Here is a 25,868-nt window from a genome sequence, read left to right as displayed (position 1 = left end):
CGCATTAACAAGGAGCACCCATGCGTATCGAGATCCTCAGCGAATGTGACTCATCGACAACAGAAAAGGTTCACGAGGCCTTTGACCGTCTTCTTCCGCAGCTTTCCTCTTCCGCACAGCCTTTGTCGCTCGAACAAATCCAAGAGCTTCTGGCTCAGGACTGCTTGCACTTGGTGTGCGCGCTCGATGAGGATGACCAGATCTTGGGGATGCTCTCGCTGGTTGTTTTCGATATTCCGACTGGCCGCCGAGCATGGGTCGAAGATGTCGTTACCGATCAGGCCGCACGCGGTCAAGGCGTGGGACAGAGCCTTGTCAATGCCGCGGTTGAGCACGCTCGGGAGCTGGGAGCTAAAACAGTCGATCTCACATCTCGGCCGACGCGAGAGGCGGCGAACCGCCTCTACCGTCGGGTTGGTTTCCTTCAGCGCGAAACCAACGTCTACAGGAAGTCTTTCTGATCCCGTAAGACCCGTATGTGGGAGGTGGGACAGCAATCACTGTCCCACCTTTTCTGTTTAAAGAAGCGTATCTGAGATGACGTTGAGAATTCTGAGCAGGGTATCGCGATCATCGCCTTCTACCGCGCCAAGAAGCCCGTTACGCACTGCGCTTGCGAAGACGCCATTTGCAGCCTCATAGGCCTGACGCCCTTCAGGGGTAATGCACACAAGGACAGAACGTCGATCCGTTGACGATCCTTCTTTGGTAATGAATCCCTTTGCCGCAAGGCGAGAGATTGCACGACTAGTTCCCGAACGTGTCAACGAGACCAGCGCACCCAGCTCGCCAGAACGCATGGGCTGCTCACCGTTAGCAAGCTCATCAAGCATCTCAAACTCAATCAGAGCAAGAGGTGCACTTTTACTAATTTCCGAACCTAACGTGCTTTGAACAGCACGTGTAACAGAACTCCACGCGTGCCAAAGCTCAGATTCGCTCTCATCGAGGAGAGTCTCATTGCTTTGTGTAATCACCCTTTTAATTTATCAGTTTAGCAACAATAAAACTACCCTCTGACCTGCGCAAATGCCCAAATAAACCGGACCAATTTTCACCGAATTAATACGAAGTGACACGATCTGACAACAAAATCATCCACCACGATGATCAAAGTTGAACGACTGTCAGCTCACACTTTGTGAGCTAGTTGGCAAAATGATCGAGAAGGTCGCTTTTTACATCCTGCACAAATGAGCACATCTTCGTGAATGAAACGTGCAGCGTAGGATGGATGCATGACACCACGACTTGAATCGGATCATCCCGAACTCGACGCAAACACTTTGGACTATGTCCATTTCCTTGCAGACTCTCCCAGCCCCTACCACGCTGCACACCTAGTTGCGCAGCGCTTGGAAAACCTCGGTTTCACTCGTCAAGACGAAACAGCAGCATGGGATGCGACTCCCGGCGGACACGTGTTGGTTCGCGGAGGCGCCGTCATGGCATGGGTAGTTCCCGAAAATATCAGCGACACCGCTGGTTTCAGGATCGTTGGGGCACACACAGATTCCCCTGCTTTCACCCTCAAGCCCTCACCTCAGACAACAACGGCTGATGGCTGGGGACAAATCGAGGTCGAGGTCTACGGCGGAATGATCATGAATTCCTGGCTGGACCGCGAACTGAGCGTTGCAGGCCGACTAATTTTGGCCTCGGGAGAAGAAATCCTGGTTCGTACCGCTCCACTGGCCCGCATTCCTCAGCTCGCAATCCATCTCAACCGCGGGGTTAATGATTCCCTGCACCTCGATCCCCAAAAGCACCTGCACCCGGTATGGACGGTCGACACTCCCGATGCATCGCTCATGGATACCATCGCACAGGCCGCAGGCTTGGATAACGCAGATGACGTGGTCTCTTTCGATCTGATCTGCATCCCTTCGCAGGGACCTGTCACCTTCGGCGCGGATTCGCAATTCGTTGCTTCAGGACGCCAGGACAATCTCTCATCGGTTCACCCCGGACTCTGTGCACTTGAGGACCTCGCTCGCCAAGGGCTCCCCTCAGACGGTGACATCCTCGTTTTCTCATGCTTCGACCACGAAGAGGTCGGTTCAGAGTCTCGCACGGGTGCAGCTGGCCCAATTCTGGAAGACGTTCTGCGTCGCACCGCTTTCGCCTTGGGTCGCGATGAGGATGGTTACGCGCGAATGATTGCCTCCTCGACATGCGTGAGTGCCGATGCCGCACACTCAATTCACCCGAACTACCCCGAGGTTCACGACCCTTCACATCACCCGGTCATGGGCAGAGGCCCCATTCTCAAGATCAACGCCAAGCAACGCTATGCAACCAACGGGGTCGGAATGGCTCTGTGGAAGCGCGCTTGCGACGCGGCAGGGGTTCCAACACAGAACTTCGTGTCGAATAATGCGTCACCATGCGGAACAACAATTGGCCCGATCACCGCAACCCGACTGGGTATTGAAACAGTGGATGTGGGCGTAGGCCTGCTCTCTATGCACTCGGCTCGCGAAATGAGCCATGTTGCAGACCTTCTGGGACTGCGCAAGGTTCTGGCAGCCTACTGGCTTGGCGCCTGAGCGGATACGCTCTGGACAGACAAGGCCACACGTATTTACGGCCGTGGGGGGGTGGGGGGTGACGAACTCCCCGCCCCCCCTACTTTCAACTAAACTTGTCACAAGACATGTAGCGAAGTATTAGCGCTGAAAATCAGCGGCCTGCTCACCGCTGAATGCCCGCGCAATAGTCCGAGTGAATCGGTCATTCATCTGCGGGACCTGATCCCCCGGTACGAACATCGTCTGGGTGTTCTCACCATCTGCGGGGAAGGGATCTCCACTGAGCCATTCACACGCAAAGGCTACGTCCAGGTAAGTCGTCTGATCGCCATTTTCATAGGTAACCGGGCCAACGACTTCAACGCTCAGCAAGCGCATGGCTCGTGCCTGACATGCAGTCTCTTCGAGGATTTCTCGGCACGCGGCCTGAGCCGGCTCTTCACCCGGATCGATAATTCCCGTCACCGGTGTCCACGCGTGATTATCGGCGCGTTGAACAACAAGTACCTCAACCGAGGAGGGGTCGATGGGAGAGCGCCAATTAATCGCGGCTCCATCACGGCCTCGTAAGACGACAGCGGTGCAACCTGAAAGCCACAGCATGGAGTGCCCCACGTGCCGACGTAATTCCAGAACAAAATCCGGTGTTGCCATGAGTTACTCCTTAGCTCACAGTGTCCAAATAAATGGCACCAAGAAAATTTTGACGATGATCGCGAAGGCGAACAATGTCGCGTAAGCGGCCTCGATACGTTCATCAGCAACACGCGCATCTGCCGCTTGCAAGACCGCTGGCTGTCCCAAGAAGCCTGCAACAGCCCCCGCGGTTCGCGGTGCAGACAATCCCAGATATCGGCCGGCGATTGCCTGAGCACCGCAGCACACCACTACGATGATCGTCGCTAGTATCGCAGCCTTCCAGCCCTCTGGACGCAGCAGAAGATCAACAAGTGCCGGTCCCGCGTTTAGGCCCAAAGCAGCCAGGAACAGCATCAGCCCTACGGAGCGAATGGTGATATTCGCTGAGGCGGGAAGCGTCCATACCAGAGGCCCGGTTCGACGAAGCGCCCCCAGCAGCATTCCGACAATCAAGGGTCCAGCCGCAGATCCCAGTTGGAAGGTTGCTCCTCCAAACATCGGGAAGGGGATCGCGCCCAAGGCCATGCCCAAAACCATACCGATACCAAAAGCCATTCCATCAACTTCGCTGACCCGACGTTCCGAGTCACCCAAGAAGCTCTGGACGTTATCAAGCTCTTCCTGCGGAACAACGACTGCCGCATGATCACCCAGATTGAGCTTGAGATCATCACGTGCCAGCAGGTCAAGATCACCACGACGGACTCGGGTAATGGTCGCACCGAAACGAGTTGCCAGATTGAGCTCAACGATCGCTCGTCCCGCAACATCGGGACTCGACACAACGATTCGCTCAAAGGCAACATCGGAGCGGTCATCAGCCAAGTGGTCGGAAACCTGCGTTCCCAACTGCTCGACGACCTCGGCAATAGCGGAAGCCCCACCGACCAGAACAACAAGATCACCGGCGCGAAGTTCTTCGCCGGGGATTAAGACGCGGGTACGGCCTTCACGCTGAAGGTAGGACATACGTACGCGTCCCTCGCGCCAAGCGAGAATCTTTCGCGTGAAGACCGGGCGGTCCACCCGAACAGTAACGGCGTCGAGGCCAGCGCCCGCAAGCGATGGCGTGTCCTTCTCCCCCAGCCACTTTCGCGTCACCGTCATGGTGACGACAATGATTCCGACAATCACACCGATGGGGTAGCCGAAGGCATAGCCAACTGCTGCCTGAGGGTCACCGCTGACTCGCGTCGCTGCATCCAACGCAGGTGCGGCGGTCAGCGCACCAGTGTAAAGCCCGGTGACGAGGCCTTTGCCCAGTCCCAAGAAGTGGCCTCCGATCGTGGCGACGACCGCACCGACAACACAGATAATCGTGGCCGACCCTAAAAGTGATGTCTGTTTACGAAGATCGGAGAAGAAGGTAGAACCAGCGGCAATACCAACGGTGTAAACGAAGAATGCCAGGCCGATCTGTTGGATGATCGCAGTTCCCTGACCGGCTTGCGGCGAATAAGCCGAGACAAGCAAGCCCACAAACAGTGCACCGGCTGCACCGAAACGCAGCGGCCCAAAGCGGATCGCGCCGAGAACAGCGCCCAGTCCGACAACCAGGAAAATCGTCAAAAGATGGTTCTGTGCGAGGAATTGGGCCATAGCTCTAAGGGTAGTGGTCAAATGCGTAAAAGAGAGGCGCACAATGGGCGTGGACTGTGAATACACCCACGTATCCAATCACACTGCATCCAGAGTCCTTACAGACAGCGTCCAGCATGTTACCGTTCAATAAAAGGACGTATACGGAAGGATCCCTCCATGACAAATCCCCAAGCGGGTTGGTACAGCGATCCCTCAAATCCCTCACAATTGCGGTGGTGGGATGGGACGCAGTGGACGAATAACACCCAGGTAGCTCAGGGCGCCACACAGGCATCAGCGCCCCAGCGTCCGATAACGACAACTTCGTCCTCGTACAGCGCTGTTCCCCAAAGTCCTCTTGCAGCAAATAGTGGCTCTGCTCAGGCGCACTACCAGGCACAACAGGGTGGCTATCCCCCCGTTCAGGGAGGAACTCCAGGCACATATCCAAGCCAGCAATCCACACAGAATGCACCTGCTGCCACGCCAGGATTCCCTCCGCGTCCCGCAAGTTACACGGGCGCTCCGACGACGGGATCAGCCTTCCCCGCTTCTCCAATGGCTCCCGCAATGCCGAAGAAGCCTAAAGCTCCGAAGAAACCCCGCAATAAGCAGAAGACCTGGGCCGTCGTCTTTACTGTCCTGAGCGTTCTTTTCATAGTGCTTGGCTTCCTTTTCCTTGGCGCAGCGTCACGTAATAATGCGCGTGCCAACACGGTCAATGTAGAACTTCAGCCAGCACGTCAGTCCATCAGCGAATTGCAAAAGCAAGTCGATACGTTGAATAAGCAGCTCGGGGAGGCAGGCAAGTGAGCACGAACGGACCCCAAATTCCGAATCAGGGACAGGTAGCAGACGCCACCCAAGCCCAAGCCGCGACAGAGGAAAGCCACGCTGAAACAGGACAGCAGAAGGCAGCTGCACCCAAGACCGGTTCGTCGAAGCGTTTATTCCTGATTACCGCAATCATCTGTGCCGCGTCATTGATCTTTGCATTAGTGACTTTCACGCAGAATATGGTCGCTTTGAACAGGTACCACTCGTTGGAGAATGAATCTGCGCAGTTGGAACAGCAGGCGCAGACCCTCCAGGAACAGGTCGACGAGGCACAGACGAAGCTCGCGCAGAAGCAGGTTAAGCCCTGGTGCGATTCCGTGAACGCTGACTCAACAGGCACTCGAGAGAAGATCGACCAGCTCCTCAAGCAGCTGAAGATGATCGACCCCGATGAAAAGAGCGTTCGAAACGTCTGCGGCGAAAAGTACAAAGCACTGACCGCTTCTCTGGATTACTCACGCGTGAGCGCACGCACCGAAAACGGGACGATCAAGTGCGAAACGGATGGCAACCACGTTCGTCTCAGCGGAAAGATCGATCAATTCAAGGGCCCAGAATTTGCTCAAAAGACAAAGACGAAGGCCGATCTCACTTTAACGATCACCTACACCCTTGAGGGTACAACCGATACTGCAACGAGCATTGTCAAGGTCCCTGATGTCACTCCGGGCGGTTCGAAAGACTGGAACAGCGAGGCAGACCTTCCCGGTCGAGCACTCACCTGCCGAGTCACAAACCTGCAGTGGTGGCCAAGCGATCTGAAGTAGAACGCTTGATGCTTCGGCAGTTATAGCTTGAGGGGGTACGAACCGTAGCGTACCCCCTCAAGTTGTATTACCTCAGCTTTTTTGAGCTGCTTCCTCAGCTATTTGCAAGCGCTTGGCGAACCAAGGGAATCAGCTTTTCACGCGAAGGGTCCACGGCCTCGGCAAGGAACTGCTCACGGTCAGTACCCTCAAGTCCCTGAGCGACTGGCTGCACACTGTCCTTGGGGATTGAGAATCCAAAGACGATCACGTCGATGATCTTTCGGATCGGCATTTGATTGGCTTCGGCAGAGTCATTGACGCTACCTAGAGCCTCGAGGTAGAAGATCGAGAGGATCTCTCCCATGATGTTGGTTGGCAATAGTGCGCGGCGTCCCATACGATCCAAAGCGGATTCGAGCATCTGGGTCACGAAATCAGCAAGCTCATTGCGCTGATTTCCAGGAATTCCATCAGCATCAGGGTGACGCATTTGATATAGACGGTATTCCATCAGGAGGATATACACCGTGCGCCCCTGTGCGGAAAGACTGTCGAGGGTATCAACAATGCGTTCTAGAGTGAGCGGCCCTTCGATTGAATCAAAGGCCTGCGTCATTTCTGTTAATAGCCGCGTTGAGTATGCAATAAATGCATCTTCCAACAGCTCATCCATATTCGAATAATTCGAATAGAAGGCACCACGGGTGAATCCGGCGCGGGCCACGACCTCGTCAATCTTGGTCCCTGCGAAACCTCGCTCCACCAGAATTTCAATGGCGGCGTCAACTAGGCGTGAACGCGTATTCGCTCGCGCTCTGCTTTCGCCTTCTGCACGCTTCTTAACCACAGCCACCTCCGCGGTATATCTAACTACGTCCAAAAGTCTAACGAGCTTTTCCTGCTGACACACGCGGAAAATAAAGGATTTTCACGCTTTAAGGCCCAAATTTGAAGCTACGAAAGTCCCAGCGCCGCCACGGGGACATATCATGTGTTTCAGGGCATAGTTTTTTGGCATTTTATTTATTTTTGTATCGGAGTTTTTATGGGTCACTCAATTGCGCTCCTCCCTCTAAATTCGGGCGCTTCTATTCCTCAATTTGGCTTTGGGACCTACAAACTGACCGGCCAAGATGCCTATGACGGTGTTCGTGATGCACTTGAGTTGGGGTACCGCCATATCGATACGGCGCAGATGTATGGGAACGAGGCCGAGGTGGGCCGCGCCCTAGCCGATACTCCTCTCGCACGCGAAGAGATCTTCGTCACTTCTAAGCTCAACAACCCTAATCACGAGCCTGATGTTGCCCGCGAGAGCCTTCAGCGCTCACTGGAGGACTTGCAGCTGGACTATGTGGATCTGTTCTTGATCCACTGGCCGCTTCCAATGTTCTACGGAGGTGACATCATGCCCACCTGGCGCGCAATGGAAAGCTTTGTGGATGAAGGCCTGGTGCGCTCTATCGGGGTCTCTAATTTCGAGGCCCACCACCTTGCCCCGATCCTTGAGCAGGGACGCATTGCGCCTGCTGTTAACCAAATCGAGTCTCATCCCTACTTCGCAAACCGCGAGCTTCACCGTTTTAACGCCGAGCATGGAATTATTACCGAGGCCTGGGCTCCCTTGGCTCGAGGCACTGTCCTAGGAGAACCAAGCATTACTGAGATTGCGCGCGAGGTCGGTGCACGTGAATCTCAGGTGGTTTTACGATGGGCACTTCAGCGAGGAGACGTTGTCTTCCCCAAGGCCTCGTCGCATGAGCGCCGAGCAGATAACCTTGATGTTTCCGGCTTCGAGTTGAGTGCGGAGCAGATGGCTCGAATCGATGCACTGGACCACGGAGAAGCGGGGCGCACCGGTAAGCACCCCGATGTTATGGACCGGATGTAATACTTTCGCTTCAGGCGCAACTTATATCGTTTTTCGATGTGAGACAGAGCCATATTTTGCGGGTACCGCTGGGCTATCGTGAAGCTATGACACATGCATCTTCGACGGATCTTGATCGCGTCCTCGCCTCTCTTGATCCCACACCCAGCGGCACTTACGTATTTTCCTTGGTTGACGAAATCCCCCAGAACGTCGACATTTTTGCACTAATCCGCGACGAAGATTCCTACACTGTGGTTGTCGAGGAAGACGCCGCACGTGAAACAGGAATTAACCCGGATGAGCTGTACACGCGAATTGACCTGGGTTCTTCGACCGAGCTGGCTGCAATCGGCATCACGGCATCGATCGCTCAGATCCTTGCTGCACGCTCAATTACTGCGAATTTCATTGCCAGCCGCCGCCATGACCACCTCTTTGTTCAGCCTGATCGCGCTCAAGAAGCGACAGCTCTTCTCGAAGATCTAGGAAGGCGAGCAAAGGGCTGGCTGCCCGCCTGAAATTTTCCTGTTCGTCAGACGCGAAAGTGCGTTCGGAATAAAGTAGAAGTATGGCTGTACTACCCACGGGAAGCGATGAGGCAATCCTCCGTCTAGCCGACGGCACGGTGAAACAGCGAAATCTTCTGACCGGAACTGAAGTGTGGACGGTTCCCGGTCGAGCTCATCGCCCCCTAACTCGTCCCGGTTCCACGCCACCCCTGATTGATCATGATGCCGACGGGCATCATTGTGCATTCTGCTCGGCGCGCTATCTTGAGACTCCACCGGAGAAGGCCCGTGTGATCCGCACACACGCAGGGGAATGGGAGACTCTCCACGGCCTCGGCGCTGAGGAACTTGGGGATACGGTTGCGGAGTTTCGGCGGATCCCCAACCTTTTTGAGATCGTTTCGTACAACTATTGGCACCTCAACCACGGTCATGTTCCTTCCGAGGCCGAGCGGCGCAGGATGGCGGAATACCTGGCCTCGCCCCAGGGTTACGACCACGTGATGCACGTGGTGCGCGCACGCTTCATGGCCTCGGGCGGGAGCGAAGAAGAGTTCGCCGCCCTTTCGGATTCCGAGAAACTCAGCCAAGCAAATGGGTTCTTTTCCGGCGGGCATGATCTGATTATCGGGCGACGTCACTACGTTGATGGAGCGAAGGATACATCCCAGTTAGCTTCGGCTGGGACGCTTACGCCCGAGGAACACTTCCAGTACATGTCGATGACCGTGCGGGCGATGCGGGATCTGTACGACTTGGATCCGGCAGTGAAGTACGTGGTGGCTTTCCAGAACTGGCTCAAGCCTGCGGGTGCGTCTTTTGATCACCTGCATAAGCAGCTTGTGGCAATTGATGAGTTCTCAACGCAGACGCATGATGAGATTGAGCGCGTGCGCACCTATCCGGGGATTTATGACGAGCTCTTGAAGATTGCCGCGACCCGTGGGCTGATTTTGGCACAAAACGATCACGCCGTGGCAATGGCTGGGTTTGGGCATCGCTATCCTTCCTTGGCAATTTGGCCGCTTCACGCGCCGGCTGAACCTTGGGAGTACTCCCCCGAGCAATTACGAGGCATCAGCGACCTTGTGCACGCAATGCACGCGGCGACGGGTGCGGAGGTTCCGTGTAACGAGGAGTGGTACTACCGGCCTCCGAGTTCATCGATTCCTATGCGCATGAGGATTTTGATCAAGTGGAGGATTTCAACGATCGCCGGTTTTGAGGGCGGGACAAGGATTTACCTCAATACGATTGATCCCTGGACTGTGCACCAGCGGATGCTGGAACGCCTGCTTGTCATGCGGGATGAATGCTCAATCGCACAGATGAAGCTGGGTGAAGAATGCAAGGTCACACCGCTGTTGCTGAGGTAAGGGTTTTAGGCGGTTTGCCGTCGTTCGTTTACTGTTTGCGCGCGGGCAAGATGATCGAGTTCCCGGCTTTTCGGGCATGACAAAGGCGAGAGACCCGAGGCCTGCCCGAAAAAACGGTGGGCTGGCTGGCTTCCCTCGCCTTATGCAAATGTCGGGCCTTCAGCCCCCGCGTTGAATCGTGCTGTTATTTCAAGCCTGGCGGAGGGTACCAACCCGACAGGTCGAGCTTAACAGGGATTTATCAGGAAAGCTAGACTTGGCTTGCGCTGTACGCACTTCAAGAAACCGCGTGGAAATTGTTTGGGTAGCAAGCAGCAGTGAGGCAACATTGATTTGTAGCCCCGCGCGTGCGGGGAAAATGAAGAGGGAGAATTAGGCGTGCTGCCTGTCGTACAGGCAGTCCTCCCAGTACTCCCGGATCATGTCTTCGTCGTACCCCCTTACAAGGCCGTCGATTAGACTTTCCGGGATGTCTGCTCCGTAAATAGTGAGGTCTCCGATAATTTTCATCGTGAGCGATTCGTCCTCGGCTATTTCAAGAAGAAACTTACTCTCCTCATCTTCGAGAACGGGGGTAGGAAGGATGCTATCTGCACATCCGATAAGGTCTTCGACCGTATACATTGCCTCAGTCATGATCACTCCCTCACTCAACTGATGTCAGTTGACCATTTGACGCGCGAAGTACATCCACGCCTAATGGGATATGTAGTGATTGTCGCGCCATCGCAACCTCCTGCATTCGAAATACAGTCGATCTTGCTCAACGATTCAGCATCACTGCGATTCGACGAGCATCAGGCCCTTCAACCTGACAGAAGCCAGAATAAAGACTGACACCTTCATTTGCGTCCAGTTTGGAGAAAGAAAATAAAGAAGTTTTTCACAGGATTCCAGGCACTACCTCACGCTTTATCACATGCGTCAACCAGGCCTGCTTGACAGGCCGGTTGAAAGTAGCCAAAAGACACCGACGTCGCCTCAATCCAAAAGAATCGAATAATTTTCGCAGAAGCGCGAAGGTCCCAGAGCAAGCCAGCTCCCACCAGCATCGAACTAACCTGCTCAATAAAAAAACTTGTGGCCCCAACATCAGTTGGGGCCACAAGCCTAAACGCGGTAGCGCAGGGATTTGAACCCTGGGTGGCTGTTACACCACACAGCATTTCGAGTGCTGCACCTTCGGCCGCTCGGACACGCTACCTAGGCACCCCACAATAGCGGATCTGGCAGGATGGGGCAATTCCACGCCAAGATAGACGAAGCGACCTAGACTGACGACATGGCAAAACGGCGTATTGATCCAGCAGAAGGCCACACCGCACTCCTCACGTGGTACCGCGCCCCCGAAAGCGCCTCGCGCACAACTCTCTTCACCGCCGTACGCTACACGCTCGAAGAAATCGCAGCCCTACACCCCGGCCGCTCCGTCGAACTTCGAGTTCCCCCGGCCGGCGCCACGCAAATTCTTCCGGGTACAACTCACCGCCGAGGGACTCCCCCGGCGGTGATCGAAATGTCGCCAGAAACCTGGCTCAAACTCGCATGCGGAATGCTGGACTGGAATGATGCGCTCTCCCATGGGGACCTTCAGGCCTCGGGACAGCGCACCGATCTGTCCACATATCTTCCGTTATTTTCTAATTTGCAATAGCCGGCTGATCTAGATCCGACAGGATCTGCGACACGGCTTCAACCGGCGCAAACCACTTATTCGTCTTGTTCACCACGCCACGCTGAGCAACCGCCGCAATAGCTGCAGAGACCGCGGCGAAGGTCACCACCGAAACCAAGGATGCCGTGCCATCATCATCCTGAGGTGCGGCCTGACCTGTCACAGCCTTCCAGCCCAGCTCCGCGACCTTTCCGGCCACAAAACCGGCGGCCAGCGACAGCCCTGCGGTAATGAGTTTCTGACTGAGACTGCTTCCCATGATGACTCCTTGCATCAGATCGCATCGAACACTCGATACCAACATTTTGCCCTATCACCGCGGGAATATCTCTCCTTCCATGCGCTATTGCTTAGACTGGTACGGTGCGAAAGACAAAGACCGCCTCTCCGTCCCTCCAACGCTCAGCGCATCTGCGCCGCCTTACCATCACGCTCCTGGGGGCGCTAGCCCTCAGTGCATGCTCTCCCTCCATCCCACAGGGAGCACAGTGGACGGATGACCCCTTCCGCACAGACTCAACATCTTCGGCTCAGGGGACCGCGGCCTCGGCAACAAAGAACCGCGCAACCACAGGCAATACTGACGGAATTCCACGAGGAAGTGGAACCCTACGCATCGCTTACGTTCCCGGCTGGCGCCTCCCCCCTGATTACATCGCTGCTTTCGAGGCCGCCAGTGGTTACACAGTTGAGCAGAGCGAGTACGCTCCGAATTCGCCGCTAAATGCCGATGTCATCTTTGGCGTCGACTCAAAACAAGCCGCAGCTTTAGGAACAGCAATCTCCATTGGCAATGACCCGGTCTGCGCGTGGGCAGATCGCTCATGGTTCTCCGCAAATAGCAAGGCACTGCCCTCTTCACTCAAGGATCTTTCCTCGGCAAGCTTCGCCCCTCTGACCGCGATTCCGTCCCAGGATTCCGAGGCCGGCGCCGCGTTCGATGCGAAAGCCAGCTCAGTCCTCGGCGAGGACTACGAGGACTGGAAAGAGAACCTGAAGGACGCGCATTCGATTATTCCCTCCGCAGCGGAGGCACTGGGACAGTGGACTGTCACCCTTGCAGATGATCGTCTCTCGCTCATTTCGGGTACGACAAGTGCTCAGGGCGCCCACCAACGTCCAATCCTCATCTGGGATGCACGCCTAGCGGTTGCCGTGGCCTCCAATACTGGCGCCGAAAGCCGCGCTGAGGCTGTCCCGGGAACATGCGTGGATTTAACCGTTTCAGCAACAGTCCCGCAGCCTTCTTCGAATTCCGAGGCCGCCCGTTCTTTCCAAGCATTTCTTGAATCCGAGCTGGGGAAGAATGCTGCCGCCTACGCGGGACTTGCCTATAACGATGGGGTGCCCGAGGACTCGCAGGCCGCGTGGTTTATGAAGCCGGTGAAGTAGGCAGGACGCCTGCAAGATTTGCTTTCGCCTGAAGTCGTTCTTTCTTACGCTCTCTGACCCATTGGTGGCATGCACGCGCTGAAAGAGCCAATAGAGCAAGCACCCCCAAAGACGAACGGATCAGCGTCATCAACACAATGTGTGTCGCGCCCGAACTGGCAATATCTGCGGCAGCGAAAATAATGTCGGCGCTCAGGGCCGTCAGAAGAATAATCCGGGCACGAGGATGCCCATTCCACGTCATGACAGCAGTAATGATTTCCATGACAAGAAGAATCACGGTTACAAGAGCGACAATCAGCCTCATCGACAAAATATAGAATTGCGCATTGGCGACATCATCAATGCCGATGACATTAAGTGCAATGTACTTCCACGGATTTTGAAGGACTAGGTAAGTCTGGAACAGCTCGGTTGCGAACATGAACGCAACCAGGGCCATGCCGACAACCAGTTGGACCGGACGTTGACGATGTGCTTGAGAATCAACATCATGGGCATCTGCCATTTCATGGGCATCATCATCATTGGGCTCAACGTCTTGAACATCCAATAGGTACAGGTCACCATCGGTGATGATGCGGTCCCCACCACCATTTTTATCGTGGTAGGAACTGAAGAAATCGGGAAGAATCTCAAGCTCTGCCGCGGGGTTAGCGAAGAGGACATCATCAACAATAAAGTTGCGCTCAATATCGATATCGGCATCGATCTTATGAGTGATTTGGAAGGTCAAAAGACTCAATCCGACAGCACGATCAAAGGTTCCCGCTGCCAGCCATTCGACGCGACGACCGCCCGGGAGAACCCAGCCATCGGGCGTACGCCAAAAACGCACGTGATGGCGTTCTGAAGAACGACCGGGAACGCCTTTTTGGTAGGCAAAGTCCTGCTTACGACCAAAGAGCACAAGATTTGAAACCGGCGCAGCATCGTAGCTTTTACGACTGACGAAGGTCCGTATCACTCGAAAAACTGTGTGGGGAGTAATCGGGTCAGCACGTACCCATCCGGCTGCAGTCATGGCAGCGTGGATATCGATTTCACTACCAACAAGAGCAAGGTTCACTGGGTCACCGAGGAGCCCATCAGCAGTCCTGGTTCGACCAATGAAATAGTCGGGAACATACAGCCACGTGAGCAACTGATGGATTCTGGGAAGTGCGAGGTAAGCGGTAACTGCCCAGCAGATCAGGAACCACGCGATAGCGGTAGGTTTGAGTTTGATTGACCCCGCCAAGAAAACGTAGGCGAGCCACAGTGTTGCCACACCAGAGAAGATAAAGAACAAGGCATCGACAACATCGTCGAAACCCCAGTCGCGGTCCTGCGCAAACGAGAGTTTGTCAGATGCTCGCTGGTAAACAGGGGGCTTGCGGGGACGCGGGCGCGAATGAGCGGAGGCGTTTTCGCCCTCATCGCTCGACTCAGTGGCCGATACGTGACTCTCGCTCATATCCCTTCCTTACGCGTGTATGTATAGCCACAAGCCTAGTCTGAGAAGACTCATCCTTCCGCTTTTCTGAGAGTCTGTATTCTCATCGTGCACACCTCGGCAGCACGGGTTTTCGCACTAACAACATCGCTATGAGACATCAAGAGAAGAGATTGAGGGCGCCCGGAAAGAGACTCAACAGGCGCCCTCTTGGAGACGCAGAATGTCAGGGGGTGTTTCTCGTCTCCGTTCCTCACGTTAGCGCCGACGAGAAACCATTCGGAGGTTTTTACTTCTGTGTTTTTCTGGAAATTTTCCCTTGAATAAGAAGGCTTTAAACAGAAGTGACAACCTTGTCTACCGCACTAAAACAGGGTGGTGCGTTTTACGCAAACCTAAAGCAGCAGCACGGGAGGCACACAAATTAAACACCCTCCAGCCTTAAAAAGGACCTTAGTCCTACTTTTGGCTGGAGGGTCGTTTAATTCAGTAAAATCTGCGCTCAGGCATGCGAACGAATGTAGTCCGCAAATTTTTCAATAGCTGACTTCACAAATCCCTGAGTTGCCGCATCAATAAAGCGACTATCTTCGCCGATATCCTCATGCGACATCTTCATGTACACCTCGGGCTGCGTCATCAACAAGGGGTTAAAGAACTCAAGCGCCTGACGGGTTGAGATCTGCCCAATAGCAGCACCGACCGCTCCCCTAGATGCGCCCACGACATAAACCGGCTTACCGCCGATGGGATTGGATCCCCACGGACGGCCAAACCAGTCGATAGCATTCTTCAGACCACCGGGAATCGAGCGGCCATACTCAGGGGTTGCAATCAGAACGGCATCCGCATCTTCAAGGATCTTCTTGAAGTCCGTGGCGATTTGCGGGTAGTTCGCATCGTAATCAGGGCTGTACAGCGGCAGCTTCGAGAAATCAGCCTCAACAAATTCCAGATCAGCAGGAGCATCAGCAATCATCGCACCCACCAGCTTACGATTAATGGAGTTCGAGGACAGCGAACCAATGATGTAAGCGACCTTGTAAGCCATGGGATAAGCCTTTCTTCCAGGAGCCGCTTTCGAGCAGCACTGCAGGCATAAACGTCACCTAGATTCCGGTTTATTCCGGCCTAAGACCTAGATCACAGAAGATTTACCAGGCGCCAGTACCACCGGTTCCGCGTTTGCGATCTTTATTCTGGCGCTCCTCGCGATCGGTTTGTTCCTGACGCTTTTGCATCTCTTCACGCTTCGCGCGTTGCTCTTTGGTCTCTCCCTCATAAGGATCCTTGGACTTGTCTTGGTTTTGTTTGTCCTTGTCCTGGTTCTGCTGATCCTGGTTTTGTTTGTCTTTATCCTTATTGTCTTGGTTCTGCTGATCTTTGTCTTGGTTCTGCTTGTCCTTATCCTGATTCTGTTTATCTTTATCTTTGTCCTGATTTTCCTGCTTCTGAGCCTGCTGCTGCTTTTGCTGAGCACGATCATGAGCCTTGTCAGCATCGGCGCCACCGCCGCCGCCCTGCTGGTTCTGGTTCTGCTGATTCTGTGTCGAGGCAGCGGATTGACAGGGGGCCACGACCTCGCCCATTTCTTTATAAATTTCAGCAGCACGCGCACGATCCGTGCTCATCGCCGCATCTCCCTGCTTTTCCAAAGCAAGTGCCAAATTCATTCTGACGGTGCACTCATAGGAATAGGTCTCAATTCGACCGTCCTCAATCTGCTTTGCCTTCGGAACTCGGTCCCAAGCAGTGCGCAACTCAGCGACGGCCTCGTCAGGATGATCAAGCTTCACATGCTGCGTCCCCGCGTTGTAATGCGCAACCCAGCTGGCAGGACCAAGATCTCCCCAATAAATCTGCTTTGAATAGGAGTTCAGCGCACCCTCATTATTCCCCGCGCGCACAGCGCGACCCGTATTCCATGCCCACACCGGCAGGGCGGTCATATAAATTCCGACAGCTAGGGCAACCACAACAATGGGAAGCGACCACCACAGAGGGCGCAATAGCTTCCCATTACGTCGCGGCTTCTCCGCCTCGTTCCTCTTTGCCGAGGCCGGGGTTGCGCTGGGTGCGCCATCCCCCGTTTGGGTATCAGCTGCAGCCTCGCCATCTGCTGGAGGCTGATAGAAAGCAGTAGGACGCTGTTCCTTATCGCTGCGGCGCTTAAATCGCACGGGTCCTCCTCAGCGCGTGGATACGACCCGCAAAAATAGCGGCCTCCCAAGCTAATAGCACAGTTAAAACAAGAGCCGATGGCCACAAAACGTAGCGTGAAGTTTGGATCGTATCGTTTGCATCCGCAGTATTTCGAGCATTCTGAACCGAGGATGAAGCTGCGGAGCTAATGGCGGAATCATTGGGTGAACGAACCATATTGATACCAAGTTTTTGAGCGATCTCATTCAGCTTCTTGACATCAATCTTCGAAATTGCATCGGGGTTTCCGGGCTGGGAAAAATCTTTGATGTATTCGGGGGTCGAACCGTCATTTTGCTTCCCCAGAGCGGCAACCTTCATCTTCCCGCCCTCTTCAGTTCCATAGCCGATGACCAAGCCTCCCGTCAGGAGCGGCTTGATCTTGTCCCATTGCTGAGGATCGCCTCCGCCGGCACTTCTCCACGCAGAATTGTTCGAGGTCTCACCATCGGTGAACACGAAAAGTACGCGGGTATTTTCAGGATGCTTGTTTGCGGCCGCCTGCATTTCTTCCGCAAGATATTGTGCGGGGCGGTCCGGGGATGAACCTCGCGAAGAGGAACTCACTTCCTGAGTCAGCGTCGAAACAAAGGAACGAACCGCGCCAAGGTCAGAGGTCAGGGGAAGCTCAGTATCGGCCTCGGAATCCCAGGTGATAATGCGATAACGAGCACCCGGAGCAGCTTGAAGGATCTGCTCAACATCGTGGCTCACGCCTTGAAGACGAGTCTTTCCGCTTTCCCAATCCTCGGCGGCCATCGAACCGGTCCGGTCAATCGCAAGCCAGACCTCGACATTGGTCGTCACTTTTTGCGCTTCACCGGGAACTGAAGGCCCGATCAAGATGGAGAGCAGTGCGCAGGTGATAGCACCTCTGCGCACCAGATCCGATGTTCTAAAGGGGCGATGACGCCGAGCACTCCACCAGGAAAAGAAAGCGCACGCTGCAATGATCACAATGATGATTGCAACCGACATAAGGGGTCGGAAGGAGAGCGACAATATTCCTCCTGCGGATCGGATCAAACACTGGCAAGTATAGTGCCCATCTCAAATTCATCCTCTCAGGGAAGCTATTTGACATCTGAAGCGATCCATCGTTAAATTCATTTGTGTATCATGGTGTCCTGATACAAACCACAAAGAATAATCGAGGCAAGATGAAAACCCTCCGAAACATTGCCGCCGGTTCACTCGGACTGGCGCTCGTTTTTTCCTCTTTTACCGCCATTGATGCTCAGGCTGTTGAACGCGTTCCCGGGCAAATCAACGGCGATCGCAGCTCCGGCTGCGTCGTCGACTGGACCGCTCGCGCCATGCTCGATCGGAACATGAACAATATTCCGGTCGGACTCCGAAAGGGCCCTTACTCAACTTCCGGCTTCATGGAGAGCGTCCACCCAGACTACGGCAGCAAGGCCGTGCTTGAGAACCACCACTGGTTCAACCCTGTGAGTGATATCCAATACTGGCGCATCCCGATCGGTGCCGAATATGGGATCCTTCCCGGCGCAACCCTGACTGTAGATCTTCCCGACGACATGACCGATGTCCATCTGATGAGTGACCTGCGAACCGAGGTCAAGGACATGACGCTTGATGAGTTCATGGAGCGTCAAACCTTCGGTGCACTGGCACGCAAGCTCAATTGGGATATTGTCCCCACCGCAACCCAAACCGATGCAGCGCGTAATATCTGGACTCTGACCTTCCCGAATGGCCTGCCGGAAGGCCACGCTGCGATCGTTGAATTCGTCGGAAACGGTGACCGTACGAAGCACTACGAGGCAACCTCTCACTTCCGCGGCCTGCGCGAAACAGATGAGAATGGCAACGCATGCCTGACGACTCCTGAGCCTGAACTCACTGTCGGACAGTGCCAAGCCGGAGTCGTTGGACGCACGACTTTCTCGCCCTACTCGAAGGATATTGACCTTCGTGAAAAGTACTCCGATCGCTGGCAGGGAACCGGCGCCCTTTGGGGCGAGGCCGGAGCTGACGGCTGGGATCCTTCGCGCCAGTACTCTGATGCCGCCGGCGCAACACGTCGTATGCGCTTCTACGCTGCAACCAAGCGCGAGCTCAACAATGCGACGATGACCGTAAGCGCTCCCCAGGGCGCAACCTTTGACGAGGCCTCGATCGCCTCTGCATTGACCCCCGGCGGTGGCCAGCTTGTTGCTAACGGCTTCTCGCAGTCGGTGACAGGAATTTCCAACCCGACCGTGAGCGCCGATAAGAAGACCCTCACCTTCACGGTTGCACACATGCCAGAAAACTCCTCACTGAGCGTTGAGGTCACCGCAGTGCTGACCGGCGAAAAGGCATTCGATACCCCGACTTCGAAGCCCATGGTCTTCTTCCACACCCTGGTTGGTTCTATCCCCGGATGCGAGGTCTCGCCTTCGCCTTCGACTCCGGCAACCGAGCCCACTCCCGACAAGCCTCAGGAGCCCAGTAAGCCAGCAAGCCCCAAGGCTGCAAACCCGAAGAAGGCAGGCCCTCTGGCACACACCGGCGCCACAAGCGGAATGGTCCTTGGCGCAGCAGGACTGACCCTGATTGCTGGTCTTCTTGCAGCTAAGCGTCGCAAGGCCTAAGCGCTTCAGGCAATAAATCATTGTGGGGCCGCAGCAACAGCTGCGGCCCCACAAATGTATTCACAAGCAATCGAGGCGGGCTCTCACTGAATCCTGTCGACGTCGCTACGGCCCTACTAAAAGATCTCCCTCCAGCTCTTTCCTAGGCATCAGAGCTTGGCAAAACCAACAAGCCCAAGGAAGGCCACGATGGCAAGTGCTAGCCAGGCCACGGGCGTATTGACGCGGTCAGTAACCGTGACGCGAGCATCGCCCTCAACCTCGCGCTTCTGCTGGGCCTCGATATTTTGAATAATCGAATCCACTGTGCCGGAGCTGGACATCGTATAGAACTCGCCACCGGTTGACTCAACCTGGTTCTTCATATCTTCGCCCTCGGTGGTCAGCGTCGAACCCGGGTAGAGGCCGATAACCTCAACCTTCTGACGCTTTGCAAAGTCAATTGCTTCCTTGAGGGTATACAAGCCTTCACCATTGACTTCATTATCCGAGGCCAAAATAATCGTCCGCGAGCGCTCTTGATCTGTGTGATCAAAACCCAGCACGCAAGATGCTAGACCGTCACCGATAAGGGATGCTGCTTGCCCATCGGGATCATCAGTTCCCTCAAGATAACGGGCAAGATCATTGGTGATGCGATATCCGTTCGAGGTCTTCGAAATGACGCCATTCCTCAGTAGCGAACTCAAGGTATCGAGGTTGTCGTTCACCATCGTGTAATCATCAGTCAGCGGGAACTTCCGAACTGAACGACCACTCCACAGGTACAAAGACACACGCTCGCCGTTGAAGTGCTCAACAAGGCTCTTGAAGGCATCACCGATTTCGCTGTCATATTCCAGCATCGAACCTGATGCATCCAAGCATAGAACGATATCTCGCGAGGCCAGACGACGGTCATCCACTCGACGGTCAACGGGGTTTGCAGCGACGACAGAAAGCGATACGGCAGCAGCACAAAAAACAGCAAGCAAACCAGCAACCGCCATACGCGTGCGGCGCATCAGTGCACGGTAACGCGGTAAGTCACGTACGTAACCGGTATTGGCAACCCAGCCTCGACGTTCCCTCGCATGAAGCCGCAGACCGATACGCCACCAGCCAAAAGCTGCAGCGACAGCAATAACACCCAGGACGACGGCGATGAGGTACCCATACCTCATTTCCTCACCACCTCCCGCGCGTAATCCATGACGAATGCGGGATCGAACTGAGTTTCTTTGCCATTGGCCTCGGAATCTGCTTTAAAGCTGTCCTCGCAGGCAGAAAGAGCATCCGCAAGATCAGGCCATGTGGGAATGAGTTTTCGAATCTCAGACACGGTTGCAGTCTCAAGATCACGACCGGTACGTTCAGTGCCCAGCGCACGCAAAATACCCGCGACTGCCAAGTGCACCCCGCGGTCATCCAAGTCGCCCGTGTTCAAGCGACCCTCGACCTCGTCAATAAAGCCCAGGTAGCGCAGACGACGCTTCTCATCCAAGGGAATAAGTGCGATCTGATTCTGTTCCTGCAAGCGGTTCGAGCGCAGCCAGCGGATCAGCCACACTCCTACCCACACCAGGACAAGAGCCAGAAGCAAGACTCCAATAATCCACATCCAGTTCGGGTAGTTGAGAACCTCGCGTAATTCACCGGACACGACTTTCCCTTTCCAATGCGGAGAGAAGAGTGCGAACAACCTGATCACTGGACGAAACACTCACGCGGGTAATCCCCGGGATCTCAAGGAATTGACGCACTGCAGTTCGGCTTTGGTCAGCTCGCGCGGCGGCCTCGGCAGCAATCTGACTATCCCCCAAAAGGAAGTCGGGAAGCGGGCCAGCGTCAACATCCACAATCCGAGTACCCGCGGGGAGCTGCGTCGGATCCGCATCCGCAACCTGCATGATGAGCAAGCGGTGGCGGACGCTCAGGCGTTTAAGCAATTCTCGTACACGAGGCGTGGGCTGGGGATGCGTTTCATCCGTGACCAAAACAATAAGGGAGCGACGGTAGGTTGCCGCCTGCACGCGAGCAAGAAGGGTTTCAAGATCCGAAGAGGGCGAGCGCAGGTCAATATCTTCCTCGAGGCGTCGCAAAATCAGTTCGATATGCGCATTTCCCGATCGCGCGGGCATGTGTCGCATACGTCCTTGACAGCCCGACACCAAACCCACCTGGTCACCGCGGCTAGAGGCAAGCCATGCGACGACCTGGCAAATCGTTAATGCAACCGCTTCTTTACTTTCACCCGAAGGGGCAAGCGCACTCATCGAGCGTCCGGTATCAACAACCAGCATGACCTGAACATTCGCGCTGGCTTCAAAACGCTTAACGATGGGCTTTCCGGCACGAGCGGTTGCTGCCCAGTCGATATCTTTGACATCATCGCCGGGCTTGTATTCGGCCATGTCCATAAATTCCCAGCCCTGCCCGGCACGCGCAGAATAGTGCTGGCCCTCCATCAAGGAGAGCAGCTTACGCAAGACCGGGAGCTGAGTTCGACCGCCCAGAGCACGCAGCTGTGCGTTATTCGCGTGCGCTTTTTGATGCTGGTCGACGTCACCGAGAGTCTGAGACGTGCCCTCAACGACCCCCTTCTTCAGGATTGGGCTCACGGTACTGCTACCGCGTTGAAGACGGCATCGATCAAGCCATCAACTGAAATCTCATCGGCCATCGCATCGAAGGTGCGAATGATGCGGTGGCGAAGAATTGCGTGACGAAGCTTCTTAATATCATCAGGCATCACGTAGTTGCGGCCAGCCATCAGCGCCACGGCTTTACTCACGCGCATAAGAGCAATACCGCCACGAGGCGATGCGCCCACTCGCACATGCTGCGAGAAACCGGGAAGCGGGTTGGGGCCCATACCACGAGTGGTATTGATGATGTCGACGATGTACGCCTTCAAAGTATCGTGCAGGAAGACGCGTCTGGTCATCTGCTGGAGGAAAGTCAGATCTTCCAGGGAGATGGGCTGCGCATCGATGGGCTTGTCCATAGTCCCCGCTTCGATGCGGTTAAGAACCTCAAGCTCCTCCAAGGGCTTGGGGTAGGTGATGATTTCTTTCATCAAGAAGCGGTCCATCTGCGCTTCGGGAAGCACGTAGGTTCCTTCTTCTTCAATGGGGTTCTGAGTGGCCATCACCATGAAGGGCTTGGGCAGCGGATAAACAATTCCACCGATGGTGGTCTGTCCTTCCTGCATCGCCTCGAGCATGGCAGATTGGGTCTTTGCCGATGAACGGTTGATTTCATCGAGAAGCACGATATTGGCGTGGACGGGCCCCAGTTCCGTTGTCATCTCATTTTCGGCCTGGTTCCAAATACGCGTACCAACAATATCGTTCGGCATCAGGTCTGGGGTGCATTGGATGCGGTGGAAAGAACCCGAAATTGCCTGCGCAATCGTTTGAGCGGCCGTAGTCTTTGCCAAACCGGGGACGGATTCCATCAGGATGTGCCCCTGAGCCAACAGGCCAACAATCAGGGTTTCACGAAGGTTTTCTTGGCCGACAACGCGCTCTGAGAAGATCTTCTGGATACGGTCCAGGAGCTCTTTGCTGCGTTTGAGCTCATCATCGGTGAGATAAGTGGACATTCAGGAAACTCCTGGCTCATTGAATAATTACGAATATCTTACTGTTTTTTAGAAGCGCATTCAGGTTCGTGAGTCACCGGTCTTTCCCAATCACTGCGTGCTACTGGGAGTGGGCAAGGTGATTGGAGGTACGGAAAAACTGGGTATGGTGACTGAAATGGTCGGAATATGCGTCACCGTTGGGGTATTGGAACTCTTGATCGTCGTATGTGCACAGGCGCGAATAATTCCGAAAACCAGCATGAAGATCACCGCAAGAATCCATCCCACACGCTTCTTTTTTCGCGCGACAGCCTGCGATTCATACCCATAGGCGCCCGTAGAAAGACTGTTGTCTGCGGGAGTTCCACCGGGATTGCGCCAGGCCTCCTCCATTTCCGGAGCATTTTGCCGCCACAGACGAACGGTGTCCAAGTGCGTGATGTAGTCGGGCAACGGCTTCACACTGCCCTGTTCAACTCCCCGGGGTCCGTATTGGTTAAAGCTATCAACCAGCTCAATTTCCTGATCGAACAGCGAATCAATAGTCAGAGTTGGAACGTTTTCTTGAAGATACCCCAGCAATGAGTCAAAGATGACTAATGACTCTGGGCTGATGAAAGCTTTGGGATAGAGGGGCAAGAAGGTCCCATCGCGATCAATGAGGATATAGGCCTTCCCCGTACGAAGAAGTACCGCAATGTTTGCAATGGTAATTTCAACACGACGGGTAACTAAGTTCGGATTAGCAGCCTTCAATGGATCAAACCACTGCGCGACGAGCCTGTCACTTGAGACCATGAGGTGATGAGGAAGAATCATCGAGTATCCGCTGAGGTTTTCAGGAACGCTCGATAGAAGGTCTGTCCCCTCTGTCGAGGGATATGGAATCGAAGGGGCAGGCTCGGGATATCCCTTATAGAGTGGGAAGTGGTCGTAAGTAGACTTCGCTGCGGTCAGAAGCGGATAACGCCGCAGCAGCTGGGGCGATGCCACGTCGTAGGCGATGTGGGCGCACGCGATTGCTCGGTCGATGATATCGCGGACCTCTGCGGGGGTCGGCACACTGGTGTCATTAATCCGGTGCAAGTGCTGCGAAACATCGAGATTCTCATCATCTGCAACGCGCTCGATAATTTGGGAAAGATCGACCGTTAGTTTGCGCTCCGGTTTAAAGAATTCATCAAGGAAACGACGCGCATCCCAGTACATGTCCATTTCTTTGAAACGGACCATTCCAATGAGTTCTGGAGCAACAGAGTAAGCAGCGCTTGACACTTTGATGTCCGAGTAACGCGAATTCATCGCTCGCAGAACATTTGTAGCGTCAATAGCTATTGCCCAACGTGCCGCAAGACCTGCGCGCGTCATTGGGACAGCAAAAGAGAATAGATAATTTGTTCCACCCTGCCACTGACTACCCGGCTGGTACTGCTCACGCGGTGTCTCGGTATTTACTGCTAGAAGATCATCCAGGTCCAAAGAATCTGGCGCACGATCAAAGCCCAACCCCAAGAAGTCAGGCTCTGTCGTTACAAAAACACAGGGGTAGCGTGCTTCAAAAGGCGATATCCGGCGCGCAAGTTCGCAAGCCGCGGGAAAGTATTTTTCGGCCTCGAAAGTCACGCTATCAGGACGGAAAATAGCGAGCAAAGCTTCGGAAATACCCGCGCGATTGGCCACCTCGGATGCCCACATATCAGAGGCATCTGCATGTCCGGCAGATGGAAGCATGCCTTCGGGATTTTCAAAGCAAGCCGGCAAACGCAACCACGCTTGGCGGACGATTTCACGCGGCCCATGTACGCGGATATCGATTTCAGAAAGGTAGCTTGCTAATTCAACCTGAGCGGACGCGAACTGACCGGGCGCATATTCAACTGGACGTTTGAGCTCGGTGCCAATGGACTCCATGAGCACGTGAAGGGCACCGATTTCTTCCGGAGCGACATTGAATGTTCCGTAGGAGAGTGTCAAACACATCCACAGATCATCCGGATTTCCCGATGATGGCTCGAGTACGGCCCACTCGTATCCGTTAACAGTCGTCCATCGTTTAACAGCCAATTCGCCTCCCCACGTGGGCGCCCAAAATGCGCACGTATCTTCTACTCTAAAACATCACTGAAAGACAAACATAGGCGGGCGGCTCCCGCTGTGGGAACCGCCCGCCTATCGAGTGTGCTAGCTAGAAGCTATCAGGCCTGCTTTGCAGCAGCGATGCGTGCACGGAACTTCGCGAGCTGCTCGGTGATAGCTGCGGGGAGCTTGTCGCCGAACTGCGAGAAGTACTCTTCGGTGTCGTCCATCTCTGCCGACCAAGCATCGGGGTCAATCTCGAAGAGCTTTGCCCACTTGGCTTCGTCGATGTCCAGACCTTCAAGGTTGAAGTCCTCGAAGTGCGGGTAGCGACCGGTGACGCCGTCGATTGCCTCGACCTCGCCAGCTGCGCGGCGAACGATCCAGTCCAGAACACGAGCGTTGTCGCCGTATCCGGGCCACATGAAGTTGCCGTCTTCGTCCTTGCGGAACCAGTTGACCTGGTAGACCTTCGGGAACTTTTCGCCCAGCTTGTCCTGCATCTCCAGCCAGTGGCCCCAGTAGTCAGCCATGTTGTAGCCGCAGAAGGGCAGCATGGCGAAGGGATCGTGGCGCAGCGAACCGGCCTTAACGTCGGTTGCAGCAGCGGTGACCTCAGAGGCCACGGAAGCGCCGATGAACACGCCGTGTGCGGGCTCATACTGCTCAGCCACCAGCGGGACGTTGCTTGCACGGCGGCCACCGAAGAGGACTGCGTCAACCGGAACACCCTCGGGTGCTTCCCAGTCGGGGCAGATGATCGGGCACTGCGAGGCGGGAACGGTGAAGCGGCTGTTCGGGTGAGCAGCCTTCTCGCCGGACTCG

At 55.0% G+C, this 25,868-nt stretch carries 26 protein-coding genes and 1 tRNA gene; 10 read left to right on the top strand and 17 right to left on the bottom strand.

Annotated features, from left to right (window positions below):
• Positions 1-20 precede the first annotated feature (20 nt).
• Positions 21-461, top strand: a complete 441-nt coding sequence (locus KHW85_RS07075; RefSeq protein ID WP_291459351.1) for a GNAT family N-acetyltransferase — start codon at positions 21-23, stop codon at positions 459-461.
• A 57-nt stretch (positions 462-518) separates the two neighbouring features.
• Here the strand turns inward: KHW85_RS07075 and KHW85_RS07070 are convergent, their stop codons facing one another.
• Positions 519-977 (bottom strand): MarR family winged helix-turn-helix transcriptional regulator, encoded by a 459-nt coding sequence (locus KHW85_RS07070; protein WP_009408723.1) that lies wholly within the window; start codon positions 975-977, stop codon positions 519-521.
• Positions 978-1,238: 261 nt separating this feature from the next.
• Between KHW85_RS07070 and KHW85_RS07065 the strand changes: the two genes are divergently transcribed.
• On the top strand, positions 1,239-2,549 hold the full coding sequence (locus KHW85_RS07065) for a M18 family aminopeptidase (protein WP_291459350.1): 1,311 nt from the start codon (positions 1,239-1,241) through the stop codon (positions 2,547-2,549).
• A 120-nt stretch (positions 2,550-2,669) separates the two neighbouring features.
• On the opposite strand, the gene KHW85_RS07060 is transcribed toward KHW85_RS07065, so the two are convergent.
• Both KHW85_RS07060 and KHW85_RS07055 read right to left on the bottom strand, forming a co-directional pair.
• Positions 2,670-3,185, bottom strand: a complete 516-nt coding sequence (locus KHW85_RS07060; RefSeq protein ID WP_291459349.1) for an NUDIX domain-containing protein — start codon at positions 3,183-3,185, stop codon at positions 2,670-2,672.
• A 15-nt stretch (positions 3,186-3,200) separates the two neighbouring features.
• The gene (locus KHW85_RS07055) at positions 3,201-4,769 is read right to left on the bottom strand and encodes a TrkA C-terminal domain-containing protein (protein ID WP_291459348.1); all 1,569 of its coding nucleotides are present in this window, start codon (positions 4,767-4,769) and stop codon (positions 3,201-3,203) included.
• A 159-nt stretch (positions 4,770-4,928) separates the two neighbouring features.
• Between KHW85_RS07055 and KHW85_RS07050 the strand changes: the two genes are divergently transcribed.
• Together KHW85_RS07050 and KHW85_RS07045 are read left to right on the top strand one after the other, a co-directional pair.
• Positions 4,929-5,564, top strand: a complete 636-nt coding sequence (locus KHW85_RS07050) for a DUF2510 domain-containing protein (RefSeq protein ID WP_178704832.1) — start codon at positions 4,929-4,931, stop codon at positions 5,562-5,564.
• The gene (locus tag KHW85_RS07045; RefSeq protein WP_178704835.1) at positions 5,561-6,355 is read left to right on the top strand and encodes a hypothetical protein; all 795 of its coding nucleotides are present in this window, start codon (positions 5,561-5,563) and stop codon (positions 6,353-6,355) included. Before KHW85_RS07050 ends, KHW85_RS07045 begins: the two co-directional genes overlap by 4 nt.
• 94 nt (positions 6,356-6,449) lie before the next feature.
• Here KHW85_RS07045 and KHW85_RS07040 read toward each other — a convergent pair whose 3' ends face one another.
• A complete protein-coding gene (locus tag KHW85_RS07040) occupies positions 6,450-7,184 on the bottom strand; it encodes a TetR/AcrR family transcriptional regulator (protein WP_178704838.1) in 735 nt (244 codons plus the stop codon).
• A gap of 198 nt (positions 7,185-7,382) precedes the next feature.
• Here KHW85_RS07040 and KHW85_RS07035 point away from each other — a divergent pair, with 198 nt between their 5' ends.
• From KHW85_RS07035 to KHW85_RS07025, 3 genes are all read left to right on the top strand, one after another.
• Positions 7,383-8,228, top strand: coding sequence for an aldo/keto reductase (locus KHW85_RS07035; protein ID WP_291459347.1), 846 nt, complete (start codon positions 7,383-7,385; stop codon positions 8,226-8,228).
• Positions 8,229-8,314: 86 nt separating this feature from the next.
• A complete protein-coding gene (locus KHW85_RS07030) occupies positions 8,315-8,728 on the top strand; it encodes an ACT domain-containing protein (protein WP_291459346.1) in 414 nt (137 codons plus the stop codon).
• 50 nt (positions 8,729-8,778) lie between these two features.
• A complete protein-coding gene (locus KHW85_RS07025; protein WP_291459345.1) occupies positions 8,779-10,095 on the top strand; it encodes a DUF4921 family protein in 1,317 nt (438 codons plus the stop codon).
• Between the two features lie 372 nt (positions 10,096-10,467).
• On the opposite strand, the gene KHW85_RS07020 is transcribed toward KHW85_RS07025, so the two are convergent.
• On the bottom strand, positions 10,468-10,731 hold the full coding sequence (locus tag KHW85_RS07020) for a hypothetical protein (protein ID WP_291459344.1): 264 nt from the start codon (positions 10,729-10,731) through the stop codon (positions 10,468-10,470).
• A 481-nt stretch (positions 10,732-11,212) separates the two neighbouring features.
• Positions 11,213-11,299: transfer RNA gene (locus KHW85_RS07015), tRNA-Ser, on the bottom strand.
• Between the two features lie 78 nt (positions 11,300-11,377).
• Here KHW85_RS07015 and KHW85_RS07010 point away from each other — a divergent pair.
• Entirely contained in the window at positions 11,378-11,749 is a 372-nt protein-coding gene (locus KHW85_RS07010) for a sterol carrier family protein (RefSeq protein ID WP_291459343.1), read from the top strand.
• On the opposite strand, the gene KHW85_RS07005 is transcribed toward KHW85_RS07010, so the two are convergent.
• On the bottom strand, positions 11,736-12,029 hold the full coding sequence (locus tag KHW85_RS07005) for a DUF4235 domain-containing protein (protein WP_291459342.1): 294 nt from the start codon (positions 12,027-12,029) through the stop codon (positions 11,736-11,738). The genes KHW85_RS07010 and KHW85_RS07005 overlap by 14 nt on opposite strands.
• 104 nt (positions 12,030-12,133) lie before the next feature.
• On the opposite strand from KHW85_RS07005, the gene KHW85_RS07000 reads away from it, so the two are divergent.
• The gene (locus KHW85_RS07000) at positions 12,134-13,162 is read left to right on the top strand and encodes a hypothetical protein (protein WP_291459341.1); all 1,029 of its coding nucleotides are present in this window, start codon (positions 12,134-12,136) and stop codon (positions 13,160-13,162) included.
• On the opposite strand, the gene KHW85_RS06995 is transcribed toward KHW85_RS07000, so the two are convergent.
• The 4 genes from KHW85_RS06995 to KHW85_RS06980 all read right to left on the bottom strand — a co-directional run bounded on the left by KHW85_RS06995 (position 13,143) and on the right by KHW85_RS06980 (position 17,801).
• Entirely contained in the window at positions 13,143-14,618 is a 1,476-nt protein-coding gene (locus KHW85_RS06995) for an LssY C-terminal domain-containing protein (RefSeq protein ID WP_291459340.1), read from the bottom strand. The genes KHW85_RS07000 and KHW85_RS06995 overlap by 20 nt on opposite strands.
• Before the next feature lie 481 nt (positions 14,619-15,099).
• Positions 15,100-15,648: an NADPH-dependent FMN reductase gene (locus KHW85_RS06990; RefSeq protein WP_291459339.1), complete on the bottom strand. Its 549-nt coding sequence runs from the start codon at positions 15,646-15,648 to the stop codon at positions 15,100-15,102.
• 103 nt (positions 15,649-15,751) lie between these two features.
• Entirely contained in the window at positions 15,752-16,777 is a 1,026-nt protein-coding gene (locus tag KHW85_RS06985; RefSeq protein ID WP_291459338.1) for a hypothetical protein, read from the bottom strand.
• Entirely contained in the window at positions 16,767-17,801 is a 1,035-nt protein-coding gene (locus tag KHW85_RS06980; protein WP_291459337.1) for a VWA domain-containing protein, read from the bottom strand. The genes KHW85_RS06985 and KHW85_RS06980 overlap by 11 nt, the downstream gene beginning before the upstream one ends.
• A gap of 158 nt (positions 17,802-17,959) precedes the next feature.
• Here KHW85_RS06980 and KHW85_RS06975 point away from each other — a divergent pair, with 158 nt between their 5' ends.
• Positions 17,960-19,399, top strand: a complete 1,440-nt coding sequence (locus KHW85_RS06975; protein WP_291459336.1) for a cell wall protein — start codon at positions 17,960-17,962, stop codon at positions 19,397-19,399.
• Between the two features lie 149 nt (positions 19,400-19,548).
• Here the strand turns inward: KHW85_RS06975 and KHW85_RS06970 are convergent, their stop codons facing one another.
• The 6 genes from KHW85_RS06970 to KHW85_RS06945 form a co-directional block, all read right to left on the bottom strand.
• Complete coding sequence (locus KHW85_RS06970) at positions 19,549-20,562, bottom strand: VWA domain-containing protein (protein ID WP_178704869.1); 1,014 nt, start codon at positions 20,560-20,562, stop codon at positions 19,549-19,551.
• Positions 20,559-21,041, bottom strand: coding sequence for a hypothetical protein (locus KHW85_RS06965; protein WP_291459335.1), 483 nt, complete (start codon positions 21,039-21,041; stop codon positions 20,559-20,561). Before KHW85_RS06965 ends, KHW85_RS06970 begins: the two co-directional genes overlap by 4 nt.
• A complete protein-coding gene (locus tag KHW85_RS06960; RefSeq protein ID WP_291459334.1) occupies positions 21,031-21,999 on the bottom strand; it encodes a DUF58 domain-containing protein in 969 nt (322 codons plus the stop codon). Before KHW85_RS06960 ends, KHW85_RS06965 begins: the two co-directional genes overlap by 11 nt.
• Entirely contained in the window at positions 21,996-22,985 is a 990-nt protein-coding gene (locus KHW85_RS06955) for a MoxR family ATPase (protein WP_291459333.1), read from the bottom strand. The genes KHW85_RS06960 and KHW85_RS06955 overlap by 4 nt, the downstream gene beginning before the upstream one ends.
• 90 nt (positions 22,986-23,075) lie before the next feature.
• Positions 23,076-25,031 carry a hypothetical protein gene (locus tag KHW85_RS06950; protein WP_291459332.1) on the bottom strand — a complete coding sequence of 652 codons (1,956 nt, stop codon included), beginning with the start codon at positions 25,029-25,031 and terminating at the stop codon, positions 23,076-23,078.
• Positions 25,032-25,162: 131 nt separating this feature from the next.
• A partial coding sequence (locus KHW85_RS06945) for a phosphoenolpyruvate carboxykinase domain-containing protein (protein WP_291459331.1) occupies positions 25,163-25,868 on the bottom strand: 706 nt, incomplete at its 5' end.

It is taken from the genome of Actinomyces sp. oral taxon 181, assembly GCF_018370895.1.
GTDB lineage: Bacteria > Actinomycetota > Actinomycetes > Actinomycetales > Actinomycetaceae > Pauljensenia.
Note: the sequence above shows the minus strand (reverse complement) of the source record. Positions and strands in the feature narration are given on the sequence as shown.

Coding starts and splice junctions, on each gene's coding strand:
- KHW85_RS07075 (WP_291459351.1), top strand. CDS start 21: ATGCGTATCGAGATCCTCAGCGAATGTGACTCATCGACAACAGAAAAG.
- KHW85_RS07065 (WP_291459350.1), top strand. CDS start 1,239: ATGACACCACGACTTGAATCGGATCATCCCGAACTCGACGCAAACACT.
- KHW85_RS07060 (WP_291459349.1), bottom strand. CDS start 3,185: ATGGCAACACCGGATTTTGTTCTGGAATTACGTCGGCACGTGGGGCAC.
- KHW85_RS07055 (WP_291459348.1), bottom strand. CDS start 4,769: ATGGCCCAATTCCTCGCACAGAACCATCTTTTGACGATTTTCCTGGTT.
- KHW85_RS07050 (WP_178704832.1), top strand. CDS start 4,929: ATGACAAATCCCCAAGCGGGTTGGTACAGCGATCCCTCAAATCCCTCA.
- KHW85_RS07035 (WP_291459347.1), top strand. CDS start 7,383: ATGGGTCACTCAATTGCGCTCCTCCCTCTAAATTCGGGCGCTTCTATT.
- KHW85_RS07030 (WP_291459346.1), top strand. CDS start 8,315: ATGACACATGCATCTTCGACGGATCTTGATCGCGTCCTCGCCTCTCTT.
- KHW85_RS07025 (WP_291459345.1), top strand. CDS start 8,779: ATGGCTGTACTACCCACGGGAAGCGATGAGGCAATCCTCCGTCTAGCC.
- KHW85_RS07020 (WP_291459344.1), bottom strand. CDS start 10,731: ATGACTGAGGCAATGTATACGGTCGAAGACCTTATCGGATGTGCAGAT.
- KHW85_RS07010 (WP_291459343.1), top strand. CDS start 11,378: ATGGCAAAACGGCGTATTGATCCAGCAGAAGGCCACACCGCACTCCTC.
- KHW85_RS07005 (WP_291459342.1), bottom strand. CDS start 12,029: ATGGGAAGCAGTCTCAGTCAGAAACTCATTACCGCAGGGCTGTCGCTG.
- KHW85_RS06995 (WP_291459340.1), bottom strand. CDS start 14,618: ATGAGCGAGAGTCACGTATCGGCCACTGAGTCGAGCGATGAGGGCGAA.
- KHW85_RS06990 (WP_291459339.1), bottom strand. CDS start 15,648: ATGGCTTACAAGGTCGCTTACATCATTGGTTCGCTGTCCTCGAACTCC.
- KHW85_RS06975 (WP_291459336.1), top strand. CDS start 17,960: ATGAAAACCCTCCGAAACATTGCCGCCGGTTCACTCGGACTGGCGCTC.
- KHW85_RS06970 (WP_178704869.1), bottom strand. CDS start 20,562: ATGAGGTATGGGTACCTCATCGCCGTCGTCCTGGGTGTTATTGCTGTC.
- KHW85_RS06955 (WP_291459333.1), bottom strand. CDS start 22,985: ATGTCCACTTATCTCACCGATGATGAGCTCAAACGCAGCAAAGAGCTC.